At 67.2% G+C, this 25,377-nt stretch carries 24 protein-coding genes; 15 read left to right on the forward strand and 9 right to left on the reverse strand.

From position 1 onward, the window contains the following. Positions 1-8: 8 nt before the first annotated feature. The 3 genes from VGV58_RS22650 to VGV58_RS22660 all read left to right on the forward strand — a co-directional run bounded on the left by VGV58_RS22650 (position 9) and on the right by VGV58_RS22660 (position 2,129). The gene (locus VGV58_RS22650; protein ID WP_326876309.1) at positions 9-644 is read left to right on the forward strand and encodes a 2-hydroxychromene-2-carboxylate isomerase; all 636 of its coding nucleotides are present in this window, start codon (positions 9-11) and stop codon (positions 642-644) included. A 109-nt stretch (positions 645-753) separates the two neighbouring features. Continuing rightward, complete coding sequence (locus VGV58_RS22655; RefSeq protein WP_326876310.1) at positions 754-1,761, forward strand: Vgb family protein; 1,008 nt, start codon at positions 754-756, stop codon at positions 1,759-1,761. Next, entirely contained in the window at positions 1,758-2,129 is a 372-nt protein-coding gene (locus VGV58_RS22660) for a c-type cytochrome (protein WP_326876311.1), read from the forward strand. Before VGV58_RS22655 ends, VGV58_RS22660 begins: the two co-directional genes overlap by 4 nt. A gap of 9 nt (positions 2,130-2,138) precedes the next feature. On the opposite strand, the gene VGV58_RS22665 is transcribed toward VGV58_RS22660, so the two are convergent. The 6 genes from VGV58_RS22665 to VGV58_RS22690 all read right to left on the reverse strand — a co-directional run bounded on the left by VGV58_RS22665 (position 2,139) and on the right by VGV58_RS22690 (position 7,667). After that, positions 2,139-3,128, reverse strand: coding sequence for a branched-chain amino acid ABC transporter permease (locus tag VGV58_RS22665; protein WP_326876312.1), 990 nt, complete (start codon positions 3,126-3,128; stop codon positions 2,139-2,141). A 16-nt stretch (positions 3,129-3,144) separates the two neighbouring features. Next, entirely contained in the window at positions 3,145-4,032 is an 888-nt protein-coding gene (locus VGV58_RS22670; protein WP_326876313.1) for a branched-chain amino acid ABC transporter permease, read from the reverse strand. Positions 4,033-4,114: 82 nt separating this feature from the next. Next, on the reverse strand, positions 4,115-5,317 hold the full coding sequence (locus tag VGV58_RS22675) for an ABC transporter substrate-binding protein (protein ID WP_326876314.1): 1,203 nt from the start codon (positions 5,315-5,317) through the stop codon (positions 4,115-4,117). 54 nt (positions 5,318-5,371) lie between these two features. Beyond that, the gene (locus VGV58_RS22680; RefSeq protein WP_326876315.1) at positions 5,372-6,115 is read right to left on the reverse strand and encodes an ABC transporter ATP-binding protein; all 744 of its coding nucleotides are present in this window, start codon (positions 6,113-6,115) and stop codon (positions 5,372-5,374) included. Beyond that, positions 6,105-6,869: an ABC transporter ATP-binding protein gene (locus VGV58_RS22685; RefSeq protein ID WP_326876316.1), complete on the reverse strand. Its 765-nt coding sequence runs from the start codon at positions 6,867-6,869 to the stop codon at positions 6,105-6,107. Before VGV58_RS22685 ends, VGV58_RS22680 begins: the two co-directional genes overlap by 11 nt. Positions 6,870-7,031: 162 nt before the next feature. After that, entirely contained in the window at positions 7,032-7,667 is a 636-nt protein-coding gene (locus VGV58_RS22690; RefSeq protein ID WP_326876317.1) for a TetR/AcrR family transcriptional regulator, read from the reverse strand. A 194-nt stretch (positions 7,668-7,861) separates the two neighbouring features. Here VGV58_RS22690 and VGV58_RS22695 point away from each other — a divergent pair, with 194 nt between their 5' ends. Genes VGV58_RS22695 through VGV58_RS22705 form a run of 3 tightly spaced genes read left to right on the forward strand, consistent with a single transcriptional unit; the run spans position 7,862 to position 11,120 of the window. Next, the gene (locus VGV58_RS22695) at positions 7,862-8,323 is read left to right on the forward strand and encodes a (2Fe-2S)-binding protein (RefSeq protein WP_291679438.1); all 462 of its coding nucleotides are present in this window, start codon (positions 7,862-7,864) and stop codon (positions 8,321-8,323) included. Positions 8,324-8,325: 2 nt separating this feature from the next. Beyond that, entirely contained in the window at positions 8,326-10,500 is a 2,175-nt protein-coding gene (locus VGV58_RS22700) for a xanthine dehydrogenase family protein molybdopterin-binding subunit (protein WP_326876318.1), read from the forward strand. After that, a complete protein-coding gene (locus tag VGV58_RS22705; protein ID WP_326876319.1) occupies positions 10,500-11,120 on the forward strand; it encodes an Isoquinoline 1-oxidoreductase subunit in 621 nt (206 codons plus the stop codon). Before VGV58_RS22700 ends, VGV58_RS22705 begins: the two co-directional genes overlap by 1 nt. A gap of 3 nt (positions 11,121-11,123) precedes the next feature. Here VGV58_RS22705 and VGV58_RS22710 read toward each other — a convergent pair whose 3' ends face one another. Then, positions 11,124-12,578, reverse strand: a complete 1,455-nt coding sequence (locus VGV58_RS22710; protein WP_326876320.1) for an AMP nucleosidase — start codon at positions 12,576-12,578, stop codon at positions 11,124-11,126. A 110-nt stretch (positions 12,579-12,688) separates the two neighbouring features. Here VGV58_RS22710 and VGV58_RS22715 point away from each other — a divergent pair, with 110 nt between their 5' ends. Further along, entirely contained in the window at positions 12,689-13,348 is a 660-nt protein-coding gene (locus VGV58_RS22715; protein ID WP_326876321.1) for a GntR family transcriptional regulator, read from the forward strand. Continuing rightward, complete coding sequence (locus tag VGV58_RS22720) at positions 13,348-13,833, forward strand: OsmC family protein (RefSeq protein ID WP_326876322.1); 486 nt, start codon at positions 13,348-13,350, stop codon at positions 13,831-13,833. Before VGV58_RS22715 ends, VGV58_RS22720 begins: the two co-directional genes overlap by 1 nt. A gap of 22 nt (positions 13,834-13,855) precedes the next feature. Here the strand turns inward: VGV58_RS22720 and VGV58_RS22725 are convergent, their stop codons facing one another. Both VGV58_RS22725 and VGV58_RS22730 read right to left on the reverse strand, forming a co-directional pair. Continuing rightward, the gene (locus VGV58_RS22725; RefSeq protein ID WP_326876323.1) at positions 13,856-15,118 is read right to left on the reverse strand and encodes a glycosyltransferase; all 1,263 of its coding nucleotides are present in this window, start codon (positions 15,116-15,118) and stop codon (positions 13,856-13,858) included. Beyond that, positions 15,022-15,531: a MarR family winged helix-turn-helix transcriptional regulator gene (locus VGV58_RS22730; protein ID WP_326876324.1), complete on the reverse strand. Its 510-nt coding sequence runs from the start codon at positions 15,529-15,531 to the stop codon at positions 15,022-15,024. Before VGV58_RS22730 ends, VGV58_RS22725 begins: the two co-directional genes overlap by 97 nt. Before the next feature lie 434 nt (positions 15,532-15,965). On the opposite strand from VGV58_RS22730, the gene VGV58_RS22735 reads away from it, so the two are divergent. From VGV58_RS22735 to VGV58_RS22765, 7 genes are all read left to right on the forward strand, one after another. Further along, entirely contained in the window at positions 15,966-17,708 is a 1,743-nt protein-coding gene (locus VGV58_RS22735) for a type I secretion system permease/ATPase (protein WP_326876325.1), read from the forward strand. Then, complete coding sequence (locus tag VGV58_RS22740; RefSeq protein ID WP_326876326.1) at positions 17,705-19,060, forward strand: HlyD family type I secretion periplasmic adaptor subunit; 1,356 nt, start codon at positions 17,705-17,707, stop codon at positions 19,058-19,060. The genes VGV58_RS22735 and VGV58_RS22740 overlap by 4 nt, the downstream gene beginning before the upstream one ends. Before the next feature lie 312 nt (positions 19,061-19,372). Beyond that, positions 19,373-20,167, forward strand: a complete 795-nt coding sequence (locus tag VGV58_RS22745) for a calcium-binding protein (protein ID WP_326876327.1) — start codon at positions 19,373-19,375, stop codon at positions 20,165-20,167. 69 nt (positions 20,168-20,236) lie between these two features. Next, on the forward strand, positions 20,237-22,534 hold the full coding sequence (locus VGV58_RS22750) for a glycosyltransferase (protein WP_326876329.1): 2,298 nt from the start codon (positions 20,237-20,239) through the stop codon (positions 22,532-22,534). After that, the gene (locus VGV58_RS22755) at positions 22,531-23,361 is read left to right on the forward strand and encodes a class I SAM-dependent methyltransferase (RefSeq protein ID WP_326876330.1); all 831 of its coding nucleotides are present in this window, start codon (positions 22,531-22,533) and stop codon (positions 23,359-23,361) included. The genes VGV58_RS22750 and VGV58_RS22755 overlap by 4 nt, the downstream gene beginning before the upstream one ends. After that, positions 23,358-24,611, forward strand: coding sequence for a glycosyltransferase family 4 protein (locus VGV58_RS22760; RefSeq protein WP_326876331.1), 1,254 nt, complete (start codon positions 23,358-23,360; stop codon positions 24,609-24,611). Before VGV58_RS22755 ends, VGV58_RS22760 begins: the two co-directional genes overlap by 4 nt. Next, the gene (locus tag VGV58_RS22765; protein WP_326876332.1) at positions 24,608-25,375 is read left to right on the forward strand and encodes a hypothetical protein; all 768 of its coding nucleotides are present in this window, start codon (positions 24,608-24,610) and stop codon (positions 25,373-25,375) included. Before VGV58_RS22760 ends, VGV58_RS22765 begins: the two co-directional genes overlap by 4 nt. The last annotated feature ends 2 nt before the right edge of the window (positions 25,376-25,377 follow it).

Raw genomic sequence — 25,377 nt, forward strand, 5'->3', positions numbered from 1 at the left:
GCCCACCCATGCCGCAGCCCGCCTTCTGGTATTTCGACATCATCTCACCCTTCGCGCATCTGGCGCTGACGCGGCTGGGTGCGATCCGGGAGCGCCGGCCGGTCGTGCTGAAGCCGATCGTCCTCGGCGGGGTGCTGAAGGCCTGGGGCCAGCTCGGGCCGGCCGAGATCGCACCCAAGCGCGTCCATACCTACAGGCTGGCGACGCATCTGGCGCAGGCGATGGGCGTGCCCTTCCGCTTCCCGCCGGCCCATCCCTTCAACCCGCTCGCCATGCTGCGCCTGCTGACCGCGCTCGACGGCAGCGAGGCCGCGGTCACCGCCGCCTTCCGCCTCGTCTGGGGCGAAGGACGCGACGCCAATGATCCGCAGGTGTTGCAGGAGGTGGCCGATGCCGCCGGCCGCCCCGATGCCGCAGCGCTGATCGGCGAACAGGTAGTCAAGGACCGGCTGCGCCAGGCGACCGAGGAGGCGGTCGCTGCCGGGGTCTTCGGCGTGCCGAGCCTTCTGATCGACGGCGAAATCTTCTGGGGCGTCGACGCCATGCCGATGGCGCTGGACTATCTCGCCGACTCCGACGCGTTCCGCAGCGGCGAGATGGCCCGCATCTCAAACTTGCCCGAGGGCATCCAGCGACAGCGCTAGACGGGAGGCAGGGAACCGCCCGGCCACAGCCACAGTTTCACGATGTTGTCGGTTTACGCCTCTGACCCGGAGGCGGATGATCCATCGCCGACGACGAAAGGAGACGCTGATGCTGCGCCGTTCGTTCCTGAAATTCGGTATCGCCGGCCTCGCCGCGCCGAACCTGATTCTGCGCAGCGCCGAGGCGACCGGGCAAACCCAGCCCGGCAACCCGTTCATCGTCACCTATTTCGAGGTGCCGGAGATCAAGGGCTCGCGTGATGTCACCGATGCCGGCGACGGCACGATCTGGGTCTGCGGCCAGCGCAATGGCGTGCTCGGCCGCTTCGATCCCCGCACCAGCCAGACCAAGGTGATCCCGCTCGGGGACGGCGCCGCCCCGCATGGCGTGGTGCGCGGGCCGGACGGCGCCGCCTGGGTCACCGAGGGCGGCCAGAACGCCATCGCCCGCATCGACGACAGGACGCACAAGGTCGAGCTGTTCAAGCTGCCGACCGGGCGCGAGCGCGCCAATCTCAACACGCCGGTGTTCGATAAGGCTGGCATGCTCTGGTTCACCGGCCAGAACGGCATCGTCGGCCGGCTCGACCCGAAATCGGGCAAGATGGATATCTTCGACGCGCCGCGCGGCGCCGGTCCCTATGGCATGACCCGCACGCCTTCAGGCGAAATCTGGTTCGCCTCGCTCGCCGGCAACTATATCGCCCGGATCAACACGCAGAGCGGCAGCTTCACCGTGGTCGACCCGCCGACCGAGGGCCAGGGCGCACGCCGGGTCTGGTCGGATTCGAAGAGCCGGATCTGGGTCAGCGAGTGGAACTCCGGGCAGGTCTCGTCCTTCGACAGCGAAAGCGGCAGCTGGAAAGGCTGGAAGCTGCCCGGCCACAAGCCGCGCACCTATTCGGTCTATGTCGACGATGCCGACAAGGTCTGGCTCACCGATTTCGCGCTCAACAGCATCGTCCGCTTCGACCCGTTGACCGAGGAGTTCAACAGCTTCCCGAGCGACAAGCCCGGCGCCAATGTCCGCCAGATGGACGGGCGCAGCGGCGAGGCCTGGGGCGGCGAGAGCGGCACCAACCGGCTGGTGCGGATCCAGACGGTGAAGCCGGCGTGAGGGCGGCCCTCGCGCCGTTGATCATCTTTGGGCTGGCCCTGAGCGGGGCGGCCCAAGCGGAGGGGCAGGCGGCACCGGCCGTGTTCAAGGCCTGCCAGTCCTGCCACAGCCTCGATCCCGCCAAGGCCGGCATGGCGGGGCCGCATCTCGCCGCGCTGAATGGACGGGCGCTCGGCTCGGCCGAAGGCTTCGATTATTCTCCGGCGTTCAAGGCGGCAAAGGCGCAGGGGCTCGTCTGGGATCGCGAGCGGCTGCTCGGCTATCTCGCCGATCCCGACGAAATCGTGCCCGGCGGCTGGATGAGCCCGCCCGCCGGCCTCAGCACGGCGGATCGGGCAGCCCTGGCAGATTACCTGCTCAAGCAGTAACGGCCGTCGTCACAGCGGCTTCTTGATCCATTTGGCGATGACGCCGACGATGCCTTCGCGGAAGAGGAGGACGCAGGCGACGAAGATCACGCCCTGGACGACGAGCACCCAGGAGCCGAGGCCGGCGAGATAGTTCTGCATGGCGACGATGACGGCGGCGCCGACGATCGGGCCGAAGACGGTGCCGAGGCCGCCGACCAGCGTCATCAGCACGACCTCGCCCGACATCGTCCAGTAGACGTCGGTCAGTGACGCCAGCTGGAAGACGATCGCCTTGGTGGCGCCGGCAAGGCCGGCGAGCCCGGCCGAGAGCACGAAGACGGCGAGCTTGTACTGGCTGGCGCGGTAGCCGAGCGAGATGGCGCGCGGCTCGTTGTCGCGGATCGCCTTGCAGACCTGGCCGAAGGGCGAGTGGATGATCCGGTAGATCAGCAGCAGCCCGCCCATGAAGATCGCCGCGACCAGCCAATAGAGGGCGCGGTCGTCGGCGAGGCTGATCATGCCGAGGAGCTTGCCGCGCGGCACGGCCTGGATGCCGTCCTCGCCGCCGGTGAAGCGCGGCGTCTGCAGCGAGAAGAAGAAGGCCATCTGCGCCAGCGCCAGCGTGATCATGGCGAAGTAGATGCCCTGCCGACGGATGGCGAGCGCGCCGAAGACGAGGCCGAGAACCGCGGCGACGGCGGTGCCGAGCAGGATCGCCAGTTCCGGCGTCAGGCCCCAGTTCTTGGCAGTGTAGGCGCTGACATAGCTCGCCATGCCGAAATAGGCGGCGTGGCCGAAGGAGAGCAGGCCGCCATAGCCAAGCAGCAGGTTGAAGGCGAGCGCGAACAGCGCAAAGCACAGCACCTTCATCACGAAGACGGGATAGGCGACGAAGGGCGCGACCGCGAGCAGCACGGCAATCGCGATGAAGAGGTTGCGATGCAGGCGCGCGGCGCTGTCGTCGGTCTCGGCGACGGTGGCGCTGGATTGGGTATCGCTGGAGGCAAGGTCGGTCATGGCTTTGGTCCTTGCGTCAGGCGGCGCGGCCGAACAGGCCGGCGGGCTTCACCAGCAGCACCAGCACCATGATGATGAAGATCACGGTCGAGGAGGCCTCGGGGTAGAACACCTTGGTCAGGCCCTCGATCAGGCCGAGCGAGAAGCCGGTGACGATCGCGCCCATGATCGAGCCCATGCCGCCGATGACGACCACGGCGAAGACGACGATGATCAGGTCGGCGCCCATGTTCGGGTTGACCGCGTAGATCGGCGCGGCGAGCACGCCGGCGAAAGCGGCGAGCGCGACGCCGAAGCCATAGGTCAGCGTCACCAGCAGCGGCACGTTGATGCCGAAGGCCTGGGTCAGGGTCGGGTTCTCGGTGGCGGCGCGCAAATAGGCGCCGAGCTTGGTCTTCTCGATCATGAACCAGGTGGCGAGGCAGATCACCAGCGAGGCGACGACGACCCAGCCGCGATAGGTCGGCAGGAACATGAAGCCGAGATTCTGGCCGCCGGTCAGCTGCGGCGGGATGCCGTAGGGCAGGCCGGAGGAGCCGTAATAATTGCGGAACAAGCCCTGAATGATCAGCGCCAGGCCGAAGGTCAGCAGCAACCCGTAGAGATGGTCATACTTTGCGATGCGCGCCAGGAAGACCCGCTCGATCACGATGCCGGTGGCACCGACCGCGATCGGTGCGATCAACAGCGCGGCCCAGTAGTTCACGCCGAGATAGTTCAGGCACATCCAGGCGACGAAGGCGCCCATCATATACTGCGCCCCATGGGCGAAGTTGATGATGTTGAGCAGGCCGAAGATCACCGCCAGCCCGAGCGACAGGATCGCATAGAATGAGCCGTTGATCAGGCCCAGAAGGACCTGGCCGAACAGCGCCTGCGGCGGCACGCCTAGAAGTTCGAACATCGGATCGACCGTTCCGTGAAAACTGATCCGGGGCCGGCTTCGGCCCCGGAGAGAGACGTCGTGCGGAGCTGTCAGCCCGCCGTCACTTGACGAGCGAGCAGCCGGTCTCGGCGAGCGGCTGGAAGGCCTCCTCGCCGGAGAGCACCGCGATCTGCTTGTAGTAGTCCCACGGGCCCTTCGACTCCGACGGCTTCTTGACCTCGTAGAGATACATCGAGTGCATCTTGCGGCCGTTGACGCGGATCGAGCCCTTGCCGAACAGCGGATCGTCGGTCGGCATCTCCTTCATCTTGGCCATGACCACGGCAGAGTCCTTGCTCTTGGTCGCCTCGACGGCCTTCAGATAATGCAGCAGGCCGGAGTAGACGCCCGCCTGCACCATGGTCGGCTTCTTGCCGCCATTGAGCTTGGCGAAGCGCTCGGAGAAGGCGCGGGTGCCGTCGTCGCGATCCCAGTAGAAGGATTCGGTCAGCACCAGCCCCTGCGCCGCCTGCAGGCCGAGCGCGTGCACGTCGCTGGCGAAGGTCAGGAGGCCGGCGAGCTTCTGGCCGCCCTGGGTGATGCCGAACTCGCTCGCCTGCTTGACCGAGTTGGTCAGGTCGCCGCCGGCATTGGCGAGGCCGATGACCTTGGCCTTGGAAGCCTGGGCCTGCAGCAGGAAGGACGAGAAGTCCGTGCCCGGGAACGGGGTGCGCACCGCGCCCAGCACCTTGCCGCCGGCCTTGGTGACGACGGCCGCGGTATCGCGCTCGAGCGCGTGGCCGAAGGCATAGTCGGCGGTGAGGAAGAACCAGCTGTCGCCGCCGGCCTTCACCATGGCGCCGCCGGTGCCCTGCGCGAGCGCATAGGTATCGTAGGTCCAGTGGATGGTGTTGGGCGAGCAGGCCTTGCCGGTGAGGTCCGAGGTGCCGGCGCCGGAGTTGATCAGGATCTTGTTCTTGTCCTTGGTGATCTGGCTGACCGCCAGCGCCACCGAGGAGGTCGGCACGTCCAGGATCAGGTCGACGCCGTCCTGATCGTACCACTGCCGGGTGATGGTCGAGCCGACATCGGGCTTGTTCTGATGGTCGGCCGAGACGATCTCGACCTTGATGCCCTTCTCGGCCGCCTTGAAGTCCTCGACCGCCAGGCGCGCGGCGATCACCGAGCCCTCGCCGGACAGGTCGGCATAGATGCCGGAGCGGTCGTTGAGCACGCCGGCCTTGACCGAGATCTGCTGTGCCAGCGCCGGCGCGGCCATCAGAGCGCCGAGCGCCGTGGCCGCGAGCAATGTCTTGAGATTCATGTTGGTCTCCCTGGGGATGTCTGAATTGCGACGGTTCTTGTTGGACGCTTAGCGTCAGACTCCGAGATAGCTGTGGAGCTTGTCGATATTGGCGTCGAGGTCTGCGTTCGGGATCATGTCGACGACCTTGCCCTGCTCGACGACGTAGTGGCGGTCGGCGACGGTCTGGGCGAAGCGGAAGTTCTGCTCGACCAGGACGATGGTGAAGCCCTTCTGCTTGAGCATGCGGATGGTGGCGCCGATCTGGTCGATGATGACAGGCGCGAGCCCTTCCGTCGGCTCGTCGAGCAGGAGCAGGTTGGCGCCGGTGCGCAGGATGCGCCCGATCGCCAGCATCTGCTGCTCGCCGCCCGAGAGCTTGGTGCCCTGGCTTTTCAGCCGCTCCTTCAGGTTGGGAAAGAGCGTGAAGATCTGCTCGACCGGCAGGCCGCCCGGCTTCACCTGCGGCGGCAGCATCAGGTTTTCCTCGACCGAGAGGGTCGAGTAGATGCCGCGCTCCTCCGGGACATAGCCGATGCCGAGCCGGGCAATGGCACGCGAGGGCAGCCCGATCGTCTCCTGCCCGGCGAAGGCGACCGAGCCCTTGCGCTTGCCGATCACGCCCATGATCGATTTCAGCGTCGTGGTCTTGCCGGCACCGTTGCGGCCGAGCAGCGTCACCACCTCGCCCTCGCCGACATCGAGCTCGACGCCGTGAAGGACATGGCTCTCGCCATACCAGGCTTCGAGCCCGCGCACGGCGAGCAGCGGCTTGCCGCCGGCCACGGCCGGGCGCTCCAGCACGGCTTCAGTGACCATGGCCGACTCCCGATCCGATATAGGCTTCGACCACGCGCGGATCCTTGGAGACGGTGGCATAGTCGCCCTCGGCCAGGACCTGGCCGCGGGCGAGCACGGTGATGCGGTCGCAGAGCGCGGCGACCACCGAGAGATTGTGCTCGACCATCAGGATGGTGCGGTTGGCCGAGACCTTGCGGATCAGCGCCTCGATCCGGTCGATGTCCTCGCGGCCCATGCCGGCCATCGGCTCGTCGAGCAGCAGCATCTCGGGGTCGAGCGCCAGCGTGGTCGCGATCTCGAGCGCGCGCTTGCGGCCATAGGAGAGCTCACCCGCCGGCAGTTCGGCGAAGCTCGACAAGCCGACCGCATCGACCAGGCGCAACGCCTCCGCGTCAAGCGAGGACAGCGCCCGCTCGGAGCGCCAGAAGTCGAAATTGTCGCCGCGCTTGCGCTGCAAGGCGACGCGGACATTGGTCTTGACCGAGAGCTGCGGGAACACCGCCGAGATCTGGAAGGAGCGCACCAGACCGAGCCTTGCGATCTCCGCCGGCTTCTCGCGGGTGATATCGCGGCCGTTATAGACGATCTGCCCGCGCGTCGGCGGCAGGAACTTGGTCAACAGGTTGAAGCAGGTGGTCTTGCCCGCCCCATTCGGCCCGATCAAAGCGTGAATCGAGCCACGACGAACCTTCAGATCAACCCCGTTGACAGCTGTGAAGCCGGCAAATTCTTTCGTCAGGCCTGAGGTCGAGAGAATAGTATCCTCAGACATCCCTGGATAACCTTGCCCATTGTTCAATTGTTCGTTTCCCGGGCGGCATGCTGCACCGCGCATAACGCCCATGTCAACGGCGCGGGTGTGCGCAGAACCCCATACCGAGCCCGCGAAACGCCCGCCGCTAGACAAAAGGCTTAGAGCCGGCTTGCGCCCGGATCAGCTTCGTGCCGCTGCATCCGGCGCGACCGCAGCCGCAAACACCGCCGCGACCTCGCGCAGCCGGACGAGATAATGCTCGCAGGAGGGCTGCTCGCCATATTTCGCACCGGCGGCCGCGCGGACCAGCGTCGCAATCAAGATCTCCAGCGGGAGCCCACTGCGCGCGATCGCGATCTCGCCGCGCGTCTGCGCATCCTCGAACAGCTGCCGGGCGAAGCTGACGAAGGTCGCCTCGAAGGCGGCGAGCTCGGCTCCGGCGATGGCGACCATCACCGCCTTGAGCTCGCCGAGATGTTCGCCGGCGCTGAAGGCGGCAAAGGCGGTGCCGTGATGGGCCTCCATCAGCGCTGCGAGCCGCTCCGGGAACGGGCCCGGCATCGCCAGCGCCTCGCGGCAACGTGTCTCGACACGTCCGCCGAGGCCCGCGAGCATGGCCCGGAAGACGTCGTCCTTGCCCTTGAAGTGGAGGTAGAGCGTGGCGCGGGCGACCCCGGCTTCGCGCGCGATGTCGTCCATCGAGGTGCGCTTGTAGCCATAGCGGGCAAAGAGACGCAGGGCCGCCTCCGCGATCTGCTCGATGCGGCCCTTGCCGTCCTCTGCGGACGCTACGGAACTTTCGCTGCGGTCGCTCATTTGCAGTCTTGACAGAATCCAAACTGTCGGCGACTATTCTAGTTAGACGCAAAACGTCTAACTCGTCTAGTCGCGCGACCCAAGACGACGGATCACCGCCCGCCTTCTGATATGTCAGAACGGGCCTTCGAGCGAGCCTCGATCCGGCAGCCCTGGTGCCGCGCTGTGTCATGCCCAGCGCCAGAGAGGCAGCCATGGCCCATACCATCACAGTCAACGGAACGCGCCACAGCGTCGATGTCGACGACGACACCCCCTTGCTCTGGGTGCTGCGCGATAATCTGCAGCTGACCGGCACCAAGTTCGGCTGCGGCGTCGCGCAATGCGGCGCCTGCACCGTCTATATGGACGGCCAGCCGCTGCGCTCCTGCTCAATGCCGGTCTCCGCGATCGGGGAGGCGAAAATCACCACGATCGAGGCGCTGGCCGGCAAGGAGGCCGAGGCGGTGCAGGCCGCCTGGGTCAAGCACGACGTGCCGCAATGCGGCTATTGCCAGTCCGGCCAGGTGATGAGCGCGATCGCCCTGCTCAAGGAGATCCGCAAGCCGAGCGATCGCGACATCGACCTCGCCATGAACGGCAATCTCTGCCGCTGCGCGACCTATGTCCGCATCCGCGCCGCGATCCATGACGCCGCACGCACGCTGGAGGGCTGACCATGACCGCGCATGACATCTCCCTCTCGCGCCGCAATCTCCTGAAGGGCGCCGGCGCGCTCGTGATCGGCATGAGCCTGCCGCAGGCCGGCCGGGCGCAATCGGGCGCCGCCCAGGTGTTCAAGCCCGGCGGTGCCGCCAGCTTCGCGCCGAACGCCTTCGTCCGGATCGCCGCCGACGACACGGTGACGGTGCTGGTCAAGCATATCGAGTTCGGCCAGGGCCCGTTCACCGGCCTCGCCACGCTCGTCGCCGAGGAGCTCGACGCCGACTGGGCCCAGATGCGGGCCGAGCACGCCGTCTCCGACCCGAAGCTCTACGCCAACCTCGCCTTCGGCATCCAGGGTACCGGCGGCTCGACCGCGATCGCCAATTCCTGGGAGCAGATGCGCAAGGCCGGCGCGACCGCCCGCGCCATGCTGGTGCAGGCGGCGGCCGAGGCCTGGAAGGTGCCGGCGGCCGAGATCGGCGTCGAGAAGGGCGTGCTGAAGCATGCCTCCGGCAAGCAAGGCCGCTTCGGCGAGTTCGCCGAGGCCGCGTCGAAGCTGCAGGCTCCAGCGGAGGTCAAGCTCAAGGATCCCGCGCAGTTCAGGCTGATCGGCAAGGACGGCGCGACGCCTCGCCTCGACAGCCTGGGCAAGTCGACCGGCAAGGCGCAGTTCACCATCGACATCCATACGCCGGAGATGCTGACGGTCGTCGTCGCCCGGCCGCCGCGCTTCGGCGGCAAGGTCACTTCCTTCGACGCGAGCGAGGCGAAGAAGATCAAGGGCGTCGTCGACGTCAAGCAGATCCCCTCGGGTGTCGCCGTCTATGCGACCGGGACCTGGCCGGCGCTGAAAGGCCGCGAGGCCCTGAAGGTCACTTGGGACGAGAATGGTGCCGAGAAGCGCGGCAGCCGCGAGCTCTTCGCCGAATATCGCAAGCTCGCGCGCACGGAAGGCACCATCGCCGGCAAGCATGGTGATGCCGAAGCGGTGCTCGCCAAGGCCGAGAAGGTGATCGAGGCGGAATATGCCTTCCCCTATCTGGCGCATGCACCGATGGAGCCGCTCGACGGCTATCTCGAATGGAATGCGCAGGGCGCGCTCGCTCGCCTCGGCAGCCAGCTCCAGACCGTCGACCACATGACGATCGCCAAGATACTCGACCTCGGACCGGAGAAGGTCACGGTCGAGACCGTGCTTGGCGGCGGCAGCTTCGGGCGGCGCGCGCAGCCGACCTCCGAGCTCGCGGCCGAGCTTGCGCAAGTGGCCAAGGCGATCGGGCCGAACCGACCGGTCAAGCTGGTGCGCACCCGCGAGGACGATCTCTCCGGCGGCTATTACCGCCCGCTCTTCCTGCATCGCCTGCGCGGCGCGGTGAAGGACGGCAAGATCACCGCCTGGAGCGCCTCGCTGGTCGGCCAGTCCTTCCTGAAGGGCTCGCCCTTCGAGGCGATGATCAAGGACGGGATCGACCCGGTGATGGTCGAGGGCGCCAACGAGTTGCCCTATGAGATCGCCGATTTCCGCTGCGACCTGCACACCGTCGATGTCGGCGTGCCGACCTTGTGGTGGCGTTCGGTCGGCCACACCCATACCGGCTATGCGGTCGAGTGCTTCATCGACCAGTTGCTGCAGGCGGCCGGGCAGGATCCGGTCGCCGGGCGGCTCGCCTTGATGGGCAAGCAGCAGCGGCTCGCCAATGTGCTGAAGGCGGTCGCGGACCTCGCCAAATGGAACGGCCCCGGCCCGGTCGACGGCCGCGCCCGGGGCGTCGGCGTGGTCGAGAGCTTCGGATCATATGTGGCGCAGATCGCCGAGGTCTCGCTCGGCGAGGGTGGCGAGCCCAAGGTGCACAAGGTCTGGTGCGCGGTCGACTGCGGCGTGGCGGTCAATCCCGACATCATCCGCGCCCAGATGGAGGGCGGCATCGGCTTTGGCCTCGGCCATGCCCTCTATGGCGAGCTGACCCTCGACCAGGGCCGGCCGGTCCAGGGCAATTTCGACAGCTACCGCTCGCTGCGCATCAACGAGATGCCGGAGGTCGAGATCAGGATCGTGCCCTCGACCGAGAAGCCGACCGGCGTCGGCGAGCCGGGCGTGCCGCCGATCGGGCCGGCCGTCGCCAATGCGCTGGCGCGGCTGGGACGCGAGCGGCCGCTGTCGCTGCCGATGGTCGGAGGGACGGTGTGATGCGCTCGCTCGCCCTCGCCACCACTGCGGCGGCCGTCACCTTGCTGCTCGGCAGCGCCTTGACGCTGGCGCAGACTGCACCAGCACCGGGCGGGGCATCTCTGCGCCCCGCCGCCAGCTTCGCCGGCATCGCCAATCAGCGCGACCGCTCGGTCGCGCTGTTCACCGAGATCGGCAAGGTGCTGCAGCACCCGCGCTGCATGAACTGCCACCCGGCGACGGAGCGGCCGCGCCAGAGCGATATGAGGCGTCTGCACCAACCGATGGTGGTGCGCGGCGCGGCTGGCCATGGCGCGCCCGGCCTCGCCTGCACCACCTGCCATGGCAAGCAGAACTTCGACCCCGCCGGCATTCCCGGCGACGGCCACTGGGCGCTGGCCCCGGCCTCGATGGCCTGGGAAGGCAAGACGCTCAGTCAGATCTGCGAGCAGCTCAAGGACCAGAACCGCAATGGCAGCCGCGACCTCGCGGCGATCGTCAAGCACGTCACCAGCGATACGCTGGTGCTCTGGGCCTGGAACCCCGGCAAGGGCCGCCAGCCGGCGCCGGGGACCAATGCGCAGTTCGGTGAATTGATGCAGGCCTGGGCCGATAGCGGCGCGGCCTGCCCGGCGGGTTGACGCCTAGCGGAACGGCGGCTCGTCGAAGCTCCTGAGCTTGCGCGAATGGATCGATGAGCCGGCTTCCTTCAGCTTCTCCAGCGCGGCGAGGCCGATCTTCAGGTGCTCGCCGACGGCCCGTTCATAGAAGGCGTTGGCGGCGCCCGGCAGCTTGATCTCGCCGTGCAGCGGCTTGTCGGAAACGCAGAGCAAGGTGCCGTAGGGCACGCGCAGGCGATAGCCCTGCGCGGCGATCGTGCCCGATTCCATGTCCACCGCAATGGCGCGCGACAGGTTGATGCGCTTGCGCTCCTTGCTCCAGCGCAGTTCCCAATTGCGGTCGTCCTGGGTGACGACGGTGCCGGTGCGCAGGCGCTGCTTCAGCCGGTCGCCCTTCTCGCCGGTGACCTCGGCCGCCGCCTCTTGCAAGGCAACCTGGACCTCCGCCAGCGCCGGGACCGGCACGTCGGGCGGCACCAGCTCGTCCAGGATGCCGTCCTGGCGGAGATAGGCGTGGGCGAGGACGTAGTCGCCGATGATCTGCGTCTGGCGCAGGCCGCCGCAATGGCCGACCATCAGCCAGCAATTGGGCCTGAGCACCGCCAGATGGTCGGTGATGTTCTTGGCGTTGGAGGGGCCGACGCCGATATTGACCAGCGTCACGCCCTCGCCGCTCTCACGGATCAGGTGATAGGCCGGCATCTGGAAACGGTGCCAGGGTGCCGACATCACCCGCTCGGCGGCGCTGACATCGATGCCATCCCGGTCGATGCGGATGCCGCCCGGCGCGACCAGTGCCTGCGCCGTGCCGGCCTCGATCTCGGCCAGGGCCAGCCGGACGAACTGGTCGACATAGCGATGATAATTGGTCAGCAGCACCCAGGGCTGCACGACGCGCCAGTCGGTGCCGGTGTAGTGAACCAGCCGCCGTAGCGAGTAATCGACCCGGACCGCATCGAACAGCGAGAGCGGGCGCGGCTCGCCCTCGACGATCTCGAAGGTGCCGTCGGCGATCTCATCGCCGACCAGCGCCAGCAGCGGCGTCGGGAAATGCCGGGCGAGCTCGGCGGCCGTGACCGCGCCGCGGCCGAGTTCGTCGCCGCCGTCGAGCGCGTAGGGGTAGGGGATTTCCTGATTGCTGACCCCGGTCTCGATGGTCGCGCCGTATTCCTCGACCAGCGGCTGGAGCTGGTCGAGCAGATAGGCGCGGAACTCGGCGGGCTGCGTCACCGTGGTCGAGTAGATGCCCGGCATCGCGAACTTGGCATAGCCGCGCCGCGTCGCCGCCGGCAGCTTCGACGGCTCGTAGGTTACGCGCAGCATCGGGTAGCGATAGAGCGCCCGCTCCTCCAGCGTCGGCGGCTCGGCGGTGGTGAAGAAGCGCTGCAAATCATTGCGCAACGCCGTCCGTGCCTGCTCGTAGAGCAGTACCAGCCGATCGACGGCCTCCTGCGGGGTGGCGGCGATCTCGAATGTCATGCCCGAACGATCCTCTCGTTCGGGGTGCTTGTAACTGCGCCGGGGAGCCTCTGACAACAGCGTCGAAACGAAGCGCTTGCAGACAAGCATATTTTGGATACAATTATCCTATGCTAGCTTCCCCGCTCACCGCTGCCACGACTGCATCCGCCCTCGCCCAGCGCCTGCGCGAGGCGATCGATGCCGGGCGCTGGCGTCCGGGCGAGCTGTTGCGCCAGGAGCAGATCGCCGCCGAATATGGCGTCAGCCGCATTCCGGTCCGCGAGGCGCTGGCGCAGCTGCAAAGCGAGGGCCTGCTCGAGATCGCGCATTATCGCGGCGCCCGCGTGAGCCGGCCGCAGCCCGGGGAGATCGACGAACTGTTCGATCTCAGGCTGATGGTCGAGGGCGACCTCCTGGCGCGGGCGCTAGGCCGCCACGACCAGCGCTCGCTGCGCGAACTGACGCGGCTGCAGGACAGGCTGGAGGATGCCGACGACCAGCTCGGCTGGATTTCCGGCGATATCGCCTTCCATGAGGCGCTGTATGCGCCGGCCGAACGCCCGCGCAGCCTTACACTGTTCCGGCAGCTGCGCGCGCCGATCGATCGCTTCAGCGCACAGGCGCTCGGCCCCGGGGCGCGCAAGCAGGGCTGGGCGGACGAACACCGCCGGCTGATCAGTGCGGTTGCAGCCAGCGATGCGGCTGCCGCCCGGACGATCCTCGAACAGCATCTGCAGGCGACGCGGGCCGTGGTGCTCGCTGCCTGCTCCGAACAGGGAGAGAGTTGATGGCGACGCATGGCGCGACGATCACCTGGCAGCGCGGCGAGGAGGAAGCCTTCCTCGACAACCGTTACAGCCGCGCCCATCTCTGGCGCTTCGATGGCGGGGCGGAAGTGCCGGCTTCGAGTTCGCCGCATGTGGTGCGCACGCCTCTCTCCAACCCGGCCAATGTCGATCCGGAGGAGGCCTATGTCGCGGCCCTGTCGAGCTGCCACATGCTCTGGTTCCTCAACCTGGCAGCAATACGCGGCTACCGGGTCGACAGCTATGCCGACGCGGCCGAAGGCAAGATGCTGAAGAACGTCGATGGCAAGGAATGGGTCGCGACGGTGACGCTGAAGCCACATGTCGTCTTCAGCGGGCCGAAGGCGCCGGACGAGGCTGCCGTCGAAGCCCTGCATCATGACGCTCATGCCAACTGCTTCCTGGCAAATTCGGTGCGCTCAGCGCTGGAGACGCAGGGCAGCTGGGATTATCAGGGCGCAGCCTGAGACAAGCACGGTCGCTCGCCTATTACTGCGCCGCGAGCAGATCGTCCTCGGCGACGAGCCGGCCAATGAAGCCGAGCTGGTGATCGACGCAGGCCTCGCGCTCATAGCGCGCCATGACGGTCTGGCGCGCTGCCGCGCGCAGCGGCGCCACCGCGGCCTGCCGGTCGAGCGCAGCGATCACCGTCCTCGCCAGCCTGGCCTCGTCGAAGAAGGGGGCGAGCAGGCCATTGACGCCGTGGCGGATCACCTCCTGCACCGGCGGCGTCGCCGAGCCGACGATCAGCGCGCCGCAGGCCATCGCCTCCAGCATCGACCAGGACAGCACGAAGGGAACGCTCAGATAAACATGGGCGGCCGAGACCTGGAACAGCCTGACCAGGTCGGCATGGGCGAGCCAGGGGATATGGACGATGCGGTCGCCGAGACCGGTCTCCTCCAGCATCACCTCACGCCAGAGCCGCCCGTCCGGACGCGGCCGGCCATAGCCCGGCCCGTCACCGCCGACCGCTACGAAGACCACATCGGGCCGCTCCTGCGCGATCCGTGCCGCCGCCCGCATGAATTGCGGATAGCCGCGATAGGGATCGAGATCGCGGGCGGCAAAGGTGACGACGGGATCGCCGGGACGCAGCACGCGCCCGTCAGGCAGAGTGAACGTCGCCTGCCCGTCTGGCCGACAAAAATGGATGTCGATGCCGTCATGACAGACGGCAATGCGCTGCTGCAGAGCGCGCGGATATTGCCGCTGCTGCCAGCGGGTCGGCGCATAGGCAAAGTCGAGCGTCTGTAGCGTCACCAATTGGGCGGCGTTGCGCATGCGGATGCGCCGCCGCTCGGCCTCCGGCACGGTGAAGGCCGGATCGAAGTCGAGGTCGGAACCGGCAGCGTTGTAGAAATACTCGCAATAGCCGATCAGCGGCACGCCCGGCATCGCATCCTTGGCGAAGAGCATGCCGCCCCAGCCGACATGGCCGAGAATCGCGTCCGGCCGGTCGTGCCGATGCAACCTGCTCAATTCAGCGGCAACCGCCTCGCCGGTGCGCACGTGATAGTCCGTCGCAGCCAGCGTCGCATGCGCGGTCGCCGGCTCGCCGACGGAATAGGCGATCTGCCTCACTCCCGGGCGATCCGGTTCGGGCTTCTCCGTCACCAGCGTGACCTCGCCGCCCTCGGCGACGAGGCGCTGGATCAGGTGAGCGAATTGACCAGATCCTGAACGATGAACGAATAGGACGTGCATGAGGCCAGCAGAATCCCGCCATAACGCAAAGCATCGCCCCACCATTGTTCGAGGCGGCGCAGCGTGTCGTGAGTGGTCTGGAGGTCGCCCTCGGTGTCGATATCCTGGCCCTGGCCGAACTGGCTGGTCTCATCCAGGAGCTTCAACCGCTCGACGAGAAGCTGCCCTTTCGGCGAGAGCGAGATTCGGGCGAGGCGGCGGTCGCGCGGCGAGGCTCCCCGCTCCAGATAACCGCTCTCGACCAGCTGTTTGAGGTTGTAGGAGGCATTCGAGCCGACATAGTGGCCGCGGTCGAGCAGGTCGCGCACCGCGATCTCGCCGGAGCCGATGGTGAACAGCACCATCACCTGCGAGGGCGAAATGTCGTCGACGCCGAGCTTGGTCAGCTCGAGCCTGAGATAGTCGAGGAAACGCCGGCTGACCCGCTCGACCATGCGGGCAAGGTCGAGCTGCGACACCGGCGCCCGCGCCGGTGCTGATTCGGCTTCGAGGCGGCGGATGCCGTCGGGGGGATCTCCGTTGAAACCATTGCCTAGGAATCGAGCGCCGTCATGGGGTTTTAGATGCATTCCCTACTCCGCCTGATCTCGAAATGAGCAGTCAGCCCTCCGGGCCCCTTCGGCTGACGAATAGCCTATACGCAAAGCACATGCCACCCCGAACAGCGCGGAATTAAGATTTTATCGAACTCAACATAGTCATGAACTGTTTCAAAATTTGAAATTTAGCACGCTTCTGCCATATTCTCGGTAATTGCCGTTATTTCACAAAGCTTCATCTGTCATATTATAGACACGACTTGTGTGGCACGCTTTTATAACGCTCAGAACCTGCCGTATCGGCATAGGCGCCGATAGCGCCATCTGATGGCCAGCCCCATCCGGAGACCTGCATGAAGGTTGCGACCCAGCCTGCCGACGTCCTGATTCGTGGTCTGCAGCGCGGCTTTGCCGGAGGGCTGGCCTATGCCGCCTTCCTCAGCTTCTGCGTCAACATCCTGCTGCTGACCGTGCCGATGTTCATGCTGCAGGTTCAGGACCGCGTCATCGTCAGCCGCAGCTATGACACCTTGACCATGCTGCTGGTGATCGCGGTCGGGGCGCTGGCGCTCTATGGCACGATCGAGTTCATCCGCTCGCTGACCTTCCAGGCGATGGCGAGCATCCTCGCCCGCCGGCTCAACCTGCCGGCGCTGCAGGCCGCCGTCTCGACCTCGCTGGAGAAGGGCTCCGGTCAGGCGACGCAGGCGATCCGCGATCTCAACGAACTCCGCTATTTCATCGCGAGCTCGGCGATCGGGACGCCGCTGGAGGCGATGTGGTCGCCGATCTTCCTGGCCGTGCTCTTCGCCTTCCACTGGATCTACGGCCTGGTCGGCCTGGCCTCGCTGCTGATCCTGCTGCTGCTCGGCGTCGTCTCGGACATGCTGACCCGCCGGGCGTTGAAGGAGGCGAACGAAGAAGGCGTCGCCTCGATCAACGAGATCAGCGCCAGCTTGCGCCATGCCGAGACGATCGAGGCGATGGGCATGCTGCCGGCCCTCTCCAGCCGCTGGCGGGCCAAGCAGATCGCCATGCTGGAGCATCTCGATCTCGGCACCCGCCGCGGCAAGTTCATCGCCGCCATCACCCGCGCCAGCCGCATGACCATGCAGCTCGCCATCTATGCGACCGGCGCCGTGCTGATCATCCGGCACGAGGTCTCGGCCGGCACGCTGATGGCCGCCAGCATCCTGCTCGGCCGTTTGCTGGCACCATTCGATTCGATGATCACCGACTGGCGGCAATGGGTGCTCGCCGCCGCGGCCTGGAAGCGCGTGCGCGATCTCCTGCAAGCGCAGAGTTCGCAGCGCCAGAGCGTGCCGACCCCGGCGACTGAAGGAGACCTCGTCATCGACCGGCTGGTCTACGCGCCCAAGGGCGGCGAGCAGACGGTGATCAAGGGCGTCTCCTTCACGCTTGAGCCGGGTGACGTGCTCGGCCTGGTCGGGCCATCGGGAGCCGGAAAGTCGACGCTGGCGCGCCTGATCGTCGGCGTGCTCAAGCCGAATGTCGGCGGCGTCTATCTCGACGGCCACAACACCTATCTGTGGGAGCGCGGCTCCTTCGGCGACATGGTCGGCTATCTCCCGCAATCGGTCTCGCTGCTCGACGGCACCATCGCCGAGAACATCGCCCGCATGCGCAAGCCAGATCCGCACGCCATCCTGGAAGCGGCGCGCATCGCCGGCGTGCACGAGCTGATCGGCCGCCTGCCGCTCGGCTACGACACCAATGTCGCCGACAGCGACTTCAAGCTCTCCGGCGGCCAGCGCCAGCGCATCGGCCTGGCGCGGGCGCTCTACGGCATGCCGCGTCTCGTCGTGCTCGACGAGCCCAACGCCAATCTCGACACCGAGGGCGAGCAGAGCCTGATCCGGGCGATCAACGCCGCCCGCGAAAGCGGCGCGATCGTAATCCTGATCGCGCACCGCCCCTCGGTGATGCAGATCGTCGACAAGATCCTGGTGCTGCGCGAGGGCCGCGTCGCCCAGTTCGGTCCGCGCACGGCGATCTCCGGCATGATCACGCCGGCCGGCGTCGTCGAGCTCGAACCGGCGAAACAGACCCCTGCCCCGCGTGAGGTGAGCGCATGAGCGAGCTTCCGATGCTGCGCCGGCCCGACCGCGCGCTCGTCCCGATGAAGAGCGAGGCGGAGCCCGAGGAGCGCATGCCCTCGCTGCGCAATCTCGTCCTCGCCGGCGTCTGCGCGGTGGCGATCGGCTTCGGCGGCTTCGGTGCCTGGGCGGTGACGGCCCGCCTCGACAATGCCGCCGTCGCGCAAGGAACCGTCATCGTCGATAGCCGGCGCAAGACCGTCAGCCATCTCGAGGGCGGCATCCTCAAGACCCTGCTCAAGGCGGAAGGCGAGCGCGTCGCCCAGGACGAGCCGTTGCTCAGGCTGGAGGATGCCCGCGCCCGCGCCGAGCTGCAGCAGCTCGAAGGCAAGCGCGTCGGCCTCGACGCCAGGCTCGCCCGCCTTCGTGCCGAACAGGGTGATGCGACGCAGATCGATTTCCCGGATGATATCGAGAAGGCACAAACGCCGATCGCACGCGAGGTGGTCAATGCCGAACGCGCGCTCTTCCGCGCCCGCGCCCAGGTCTATGACGGCAAGACCCGCATCCAGCAGCGCGTGATCGAGCAGCATCAGGCCGAATCCGAGGCGCTGCAGGCGCAGATCGACGCCGTGCGCAACCAGCGCACGCTGATCGACGACGAGGTCAAGACGATCGCCGAGCTCTATGAGAAGCGCTACGCCAAGCGCTCTCAGCTCGTCGAGCTGCAGACCCGCCAGAGCGAGCTCACCGGGCGCGCCGGCGAGATGAAGGCACGCAAGGCCAAGGCCGAACAGGCCGTCGCCGGCGCCGAGCTTGAGATCAAGGCGATCAGCCTCGATCGCCAGAGCGAGATCGCCAAGGACCTCCAGGACAGCCAGCTCCAGCTCTCGGAGGTGGTCGAGCGCATCGTCCAGGCGCAGGACGTGCTGCGTCGGCTGGTGGTGACCGCGCCGCAGGAAGGCATCGTCGCCAATATCCGCATGCGCACCGCCGGCAGCGTCGTCACGGCGGGCGAGGCCATCCTCGACATCGTGCCCGAGCAGGAACCGCTCGTCGTCGAGGCCAAGGTCGACCCGCGCGACATCGATTCGGTCCGGGTCGGCGCCGATACCCAGGTCAGGCTCACCGCCTTCAACGCCCGGATCATGCCCCCGCTTCTGGCGAAGGTCAGCTATGTCGCCGCCGACCAGCTGATCGATGACAAGACCGGCAATGCCTTCTTCATCGTCCGCGCCGAGATCACGCCGCAGAGCCTGAAGGAGAACAGGGTGACGCTGCATGCCGGCATGGCGGCCGAGGTGCTGATCGTCAACGGCCGGCGTTTTGCGGCCGACTACCTGCTCTCGCCCATCCGCGACAGCTTCAACCGCGCCTTCAGGGAGGACTGAGCCGCGGATCTGGCGGCCGGGATCGAGCAACATCGCCGACCGATCACAACCCGAAACAATATACTTCGAAATCCATATCAAGTTCCCAGCATAATCCTCGTTTGAACAATATATAAATCAATATAAACTTTGCTGCATCGCAAAATGGTCATAATATATTGCTTGATACGACACTCTTCTTGGCTACTCTTCCGAGCGTCGCACGATGGCGAACCTGTTTGTTCGCTGTCGAAATCGCACCGTGACCCAGAACGAGCGGCGGACGTTCTCCGCACATCTGGTGGTGCTCTCTGATCACCGAGGAGGTGACGAATGGCCACGATCGAAGGCAGTGCATTCGACGATTTCTTGATTGGGACACGCTTCAGTGACGTGATCCTCGCCGGCGCCGGGGACGACATCGTCCATGGCGGCAACCAGGTGGATTCTCTCTTCGGCGAAGAGGGTGACGACCTGCTTTACGGCGATGCCGGCAACGACTTCCTGTCGGGCGGCGAGGGCAATGACGCTCTCTTCGGCGGATTGGATGACGATATCCTCTCCGGCGGAGCAGGCAATGACAGCCTGTTCGGCGGCGAGGGCAACGACGTTCTCGACGGCGGCGACGGCAACGACATCCTGCGCGGCAACAATGGCGACGACGTGCTGCGCGGCGGCGACGGCGACGACATCCTGCAGGGCGGGCCGGGCGACGACATCCTGCTCGGTGGCGCCGGCAACGACGTCCTTCAGGGCGGTGACGGCGCCGACGTGCTCGAAGGGGGCGCCGGCAACGACGTCCTCCAGGGCGGCAACGGCGACGATCTGCTCTTCGCCGGCGCGGGTGACGATATCCTCTCCGGCGGCGCCGGCGACGACGTCTTCATCTTCAATGGCGGCGGCGGCAACGACGTCGTGCTCGACTTCGATGCCGGCCACGACCTGCTGCAGATCTCCAACGGCATCAACGGCACCGATATCGGTTCGGCCGAGGACGTGGCGGCGCGCGCCACCACCGTCGGCGGCAACGCCGTCATCGATCTCGGCAATGGCGACACCGTGACCATCGTCGGCGTCACCGCCGAAGACATCCAGGCCGATCCGAACTCCTATTTCTCGGTCGCCTGACGCTTCGGGGCGCCGGCCGGACTTCGGTCCGGCCGGCGCCTCTCCCTGCCCCTTCGGAACAGGCTTTTCATGCTCTCTCTCGCGCCCGCGCCTGCCACGGACGGCCTGAGCCCGCAGCTGCATCTCTCCAGGCTGAGCGGCTCGGTCTTCCTGCTGAGCTGGACCATCGAAGCCCCCGTGCTGTCGCGGCCGCGCATTTCGCTTGCGGCACGCGAGAAGCGCCTCGCCTCGGGCTCGGTCGTCCTGCCACTTGGCGACGGACGTCTGCGCGTCGTCGTCGTCTTCCGCCATGGCGGGCCCGGCGAGGTCGTCGCGGCGCTGTCCGACGATCATCCGGGCGGCGACACCACCGCGCGCTTCGATCCAGATCTCGTCCACGGCATGGCCGATGCGGAGGACCTTGTCCGCGATGCCACGCCCGACGCGCGCCGCATGCTCGCCAACGCATTGGTCGGCCATTGGCCCACCTTGTTCGGGCTGAGTCAGGCTGCGGGCTATCTCGGCTTCCTGCGCCAGTTCCTGCTGATCCTCGCCCGCAAGCCCTCGGCGGCGTCCCCGGTCGCCCGGCTCACCGAAGGCAAGGTCCTGCTGGAAACGACGGTTCCCGGCCGGCTCTCCGGTGTCCGCACCGCCTATCGGCTCGATTCCAGCGGCCTCTCCCGCTTGCCCGGCCGGCCTCGGCTCGGCCGCACCGATCGCGCCGGCAACCGGCCGCTGCACCTGATCATCGACGAATTCCCACCGCAGGCCGGCGGCCTGCTGGTCCTGCAGGCCGACTCCGGCCTGATCGTCCGCTCCGTCGCCGCCCGGCAGGACATCCCTTCGCTCGGACGCTGGTGGGCCGGCAAGGCGAGCCAGCGCGACGGCTTGCGCAGCTGGCTGGTCGAGCAGCTCTCCGGCCTCTCCGAGCAGGGCCGCCTGCTGGCGATCGAGATGCAAAGGCGGCTGCCGCTTGCGGCGCAGACCGTGCGCCGCAGTGACGACCTGCCCTCGGCCGAGCTCGACCTCGCCGTCACGACCCCGGCCGGGCTGCTGCTCGGCGGCTGGTATCGCGATGCCGAGGGGCTGCTCGACGAGATGCTGCTGCATCGCTCCGAGGGCGAGCCGACGCCCGTGCTCGAGAGGCTGGACCATTTCCCCGCGCTGCTGCCCGCCGGTTCGAATGGCGACGTCAAGCGCGCCACCGGCTTCGCGGCGCTGATCCCCTGCTATGCCGGCGGCGCTCCGGTGCTGCAGCCGCGGGTCGAGCTCAAGCTGAAATCCGGCACCGTGCTGTCGCTGCGCCCCAACGCGCAGCCGGCGGACGCCATCGCCATCCGCGCCCGGGCGCTGGCCGCGATCCCTCCGCAGCATCTGACCGCAGCGATGCTGGAGCGAACGATCGCCCCGGTGCTGGCCGACTGTCAGGCGGCCTTGCGCGAGAGCCTGCCCGAGCCGCGGATCAAGAGCTTCGGCAAGGGCCCGGCGAGCCCCGCCGTCTCGGTGGTGATCCCGCTCTACCGCGTCTACGATTTCCTGCGCGTCCAGGTCTCGGCTTTCGCAGCCGATCGCTGGTTCGCCGAGAAGGCCGAGCTGATCTATGTGCTCGATTCGCCCGAGCACGAGGGCGAGGTCGCCCATCTGCTCGGCGGGCTTTTCCTCGCCTATGGGCTGCCGATGCAGCTCGTGGTGATGGGCCGCAATGGCGGCTTCTCGGCCGCCTGCAATGCTGGCGCGGCCGCCTCGCGCGGGCAGGCGCTGGCGCTGGTGAATTCCGACGTCATCCCCGACAGCGAGGGCTGGCTGCCGGCGCTGCTGCAGCGTCTCGAACCGCATCGCCGCACCGGCGCGGTCGGCCCCAAGCTGCTCTATGATGACGGCTCGCTGCAGCATGCCGGGCTTTTCTTCAAGCGCGACAGTAAAGGCACCTGGCTCAACCATCATTACTTCAAGGGCATGCCAAGCCATTACGCGCCGGCCAATGTCGAACGACCGGTGCCCGGTGTCACCGGCGCCTGCATCGTCATGCCGCGGGCGCTGTTCATGGAGGTCGGCGGCTTCGACGACAGCTATGTCATCGGCGACTACGAGGACAGCGATCTCTGCCTCAAGATCGCCCGGGCCGGGCTCGGCATCGTCTATGTGCCGAGCGTGTCGCTCTATCATCTCGAGCGCCAGTCGATCTCGAAGAGCCTCGACTACACGCGCGGCGTCGCCTCGCAGCACAATTCCTGGCTCCAGACCAGGCGCTGGGACGGCGAGATCGAGGCGCTGATGGCTGCGGTCGACAAGCCCGCGGCGCAGGAGCCTGCGCCGGCGCCGGCCTCACGTCCCGATCCCGATTTTCTTCTCTCCCGCGCCAATCTCAGAAGGGCGACAGCGGCATGACGGCGAACCTCGCCCTGCGACAGACCACGGAACCGGCTCCTGCGACCTTGCCGGCGACGCCAGAGCTCGCCTGGCTGATGGCCCATGTCCAGACCAACCGTTTCCTGCCGCACCCGCCGCCGGATTCGATCTTCGTCGGCGATGGCGATTATCGCGCCATCGGCGCCGAGTTCCTCGGCCATTTCGTCCGGATCGGCCGGTTGCAGCCGCATGAGCGCGTCTTCGACATCGGCTGCGGCATCGGCCGCATGGCGGTGCCGCTGACGCAATATCTCGACCCTGATCGCGGCAGCTATGACGGCGTCGATCCGGTGATGGACGGCATCCTCTGGTGCGCGCAGACGATCACGCCGGCCTATCCGCGCTTCCGCTTCCAGCGCCTCGACATCGCCCACCCGCTCTACAATCCGCAGGGCTCGCTGCCGGGCAACGAGGTGCGTTTCGGCTTTCCGAACCAGAGCTTCGACTTCATCATCATGACCTCGGTGGCAACGCATCTGCCGCCCGACGAGCTGGTGGTCTACCTCAACGAGGCGGCGCGCTTGCTCGCGCCGGGCGGACGGCTCTTCCTCACCGCCTTCGCGCTCGACGGCCAGAGCACCGGCCAGGAGCGCCTGAAGTTCCGGCGCTGGGGCGAGGGTCCCGGCTGGTATGCGATCGAGGAGGCGCCGCTGGCGGCCGCCGGCATCGATGCCAGCTTCCTGCTGGAGCACGCCACCCAGGCCGGACTTGCTGTCGAGCGGCTCGACCCCGGCCATTGGCGCGGCCAGAGCGCGGCCCATTACCAGGACCTGCTGGTCGCGGTGAAACCGGGGGTCCAGCGATGAGCCGCCGCATCCTCGTCATCGCCCATAACCACCCCGATTTGCATCCGGGCGGCACCGAGATCTTCGCGCACGACCTGGCGGGCGCCTATCGCAGCGAGGGTTGCGAAGTCCTGTTCCTCGGCGCGACCAATGCGATCCACCGCCAGCCACATCCCGGCACCGCCTTCCAGGCGACGGGCGCCGATGGCGACCTTTTGCTATGGAGCGGCCATTTCGACCGCTTCCATCTCAGCCAGATCGACCATTACGGCACCTTGCAGGATCTCGGCTCGCTGCTGACCGAATTCCGGCCGGACGTGATCCACATCCATCATCTCGTTCTGATCGGCGCCGAGTTCCTGGCTCTGGCGCGGCGACTGCTCCCGCAGGCCTCGATCGTGATGACGCTGCACGACTATTATTCGATCTGCCATCATGACGGGCTGATGGTGCGCACCAGCGACAGGCAGCGCTGCACCGGAGCTTCGCCGGCAAAATGCCATGGCTGCTTCCCGGAGATCGGCCCGGATCGCTTCCTGCTGCGCGAGCGCTTCCTCAAGACTCATTTTGCCGCCGTCGATCGCTTCGTCTCGCCGAGCCGCTTCCTGCGCCAGCGCTATATCGACTGGGGCCTGCCGGGCGAGAAGATCGAGGTCATCGCCAATGCGCGGCCGGTGCAGATGCCGGTGCCGCACCGGCACACTCACGGCCCACGCAATCGCTTCGGCTATTTCGGCAACCTCAACCCGTGGAAGGGCGTGCTGCCGCTGCTGCAGGCGGCGAAGCTCCTGCGCGAGCAGGGCGCGGGCAGTTTCGAACTGCGCATCCATGGCGGCGCGCCGTTCCAGAGCGAAGCCTTCACCAGCGCGCTCGACAAGGCGCTGGCAGAGGCCGGCGCCGAAGTCGTGCATTGCGGCCCCTATCGCCGCGACGAGATTCCGGGGCTGATGGCCGAGGTCGATTGGGTGGTGACACCCTCGATCTGGTACGAGAACGCGCCCCTCGTCATCCAGGAAGCGTTCCAGCACCTCAGGCCGGTGATCGCCAGCGATATCGGCGGCATGGCCGAGATGGTGCGCGATGGCGTCGACGGGCTGCACGCCCGTCCCAGCGATCCACGCCATCTCGCGCAGGTGCTGGCCCGCGCCGCGAGCGAGGACGGGCTCTGGCATCGCCTCGTCGACGGCATCGAGACCCCACCCGGCATGGACGCCTGCGCGCAGGCGCATCTTGCCCTGTTCGATCAACTCAAACTGGCGGAGGCGGCATGACCAGCATGACGACGATGCACAGTCCGGACGGTAGCGTGAGCGAAGCGAGCGAGACCCCGGCAAAGCTCAACGGGCGCGTCGATGCGCTCGACGGCAACCGGCTGCATGGCTGGATCTGGGACGAGGCCCGGCCCGAGGAACGGCTGACCGTGCGCCTGATGCGCAATGGGCTCAAGGTGCAGGAGGCGGTAGCCGATCAGGGCCGCATCGACCTGCGCCGCAACGGCATCGGCGACGGCCGGCACGCCTTCGCCATGGAGCTCGACGACCGCACCGCGGCGGTACGCGACTCGCTGACCATCGTCGGCATCTCGCCGAGCACCGGCGCCGAGCTCGAACTGCGCCTGCCGCCGCCGGCGGAACTTGCGGCGGAGGCGGCGATCGCCGTGCCGCTCGCCCGCTTCTTCGACCGGGTCGAGGCGCTGATCGCGCTGCAGCGGCGCTCGCAGCTGACCCAGAAGGAATTGCTCGACAAGGTCGGCGAGCTTGGCGTGCAACTTGCGCAGCACCGTCAGCGCGAGGCCGAGGCGAAGCAATCGGAGGAAACCGAGGGCAATGGCGCGATCGCGTCCCGTCTCGGCGAGATCGACGTCTTCCAGATGCGCTTCGACCAGACGTTGCGGGCCTTCGACGACCGGCTGGTCGCGATCCGCAAGGAGGCGAAGGCGCCGCTGCGGCAGGTCACCGTCGTGCTCGGCTTCCTCTCGGGCCTGTCGGCGCTGCTCTCCTTCGTCACGCTCACCATCATGCTGATGGGCAGGTGAGG

This window comes from Allobosea sp. (genome assembly GCF_035944895.1).
Lineage (GTDB): Bacteria > Pseudomonadota > Alphaproteobacteria > Rhizobiales > Beijerinckiaceae > Allobosea.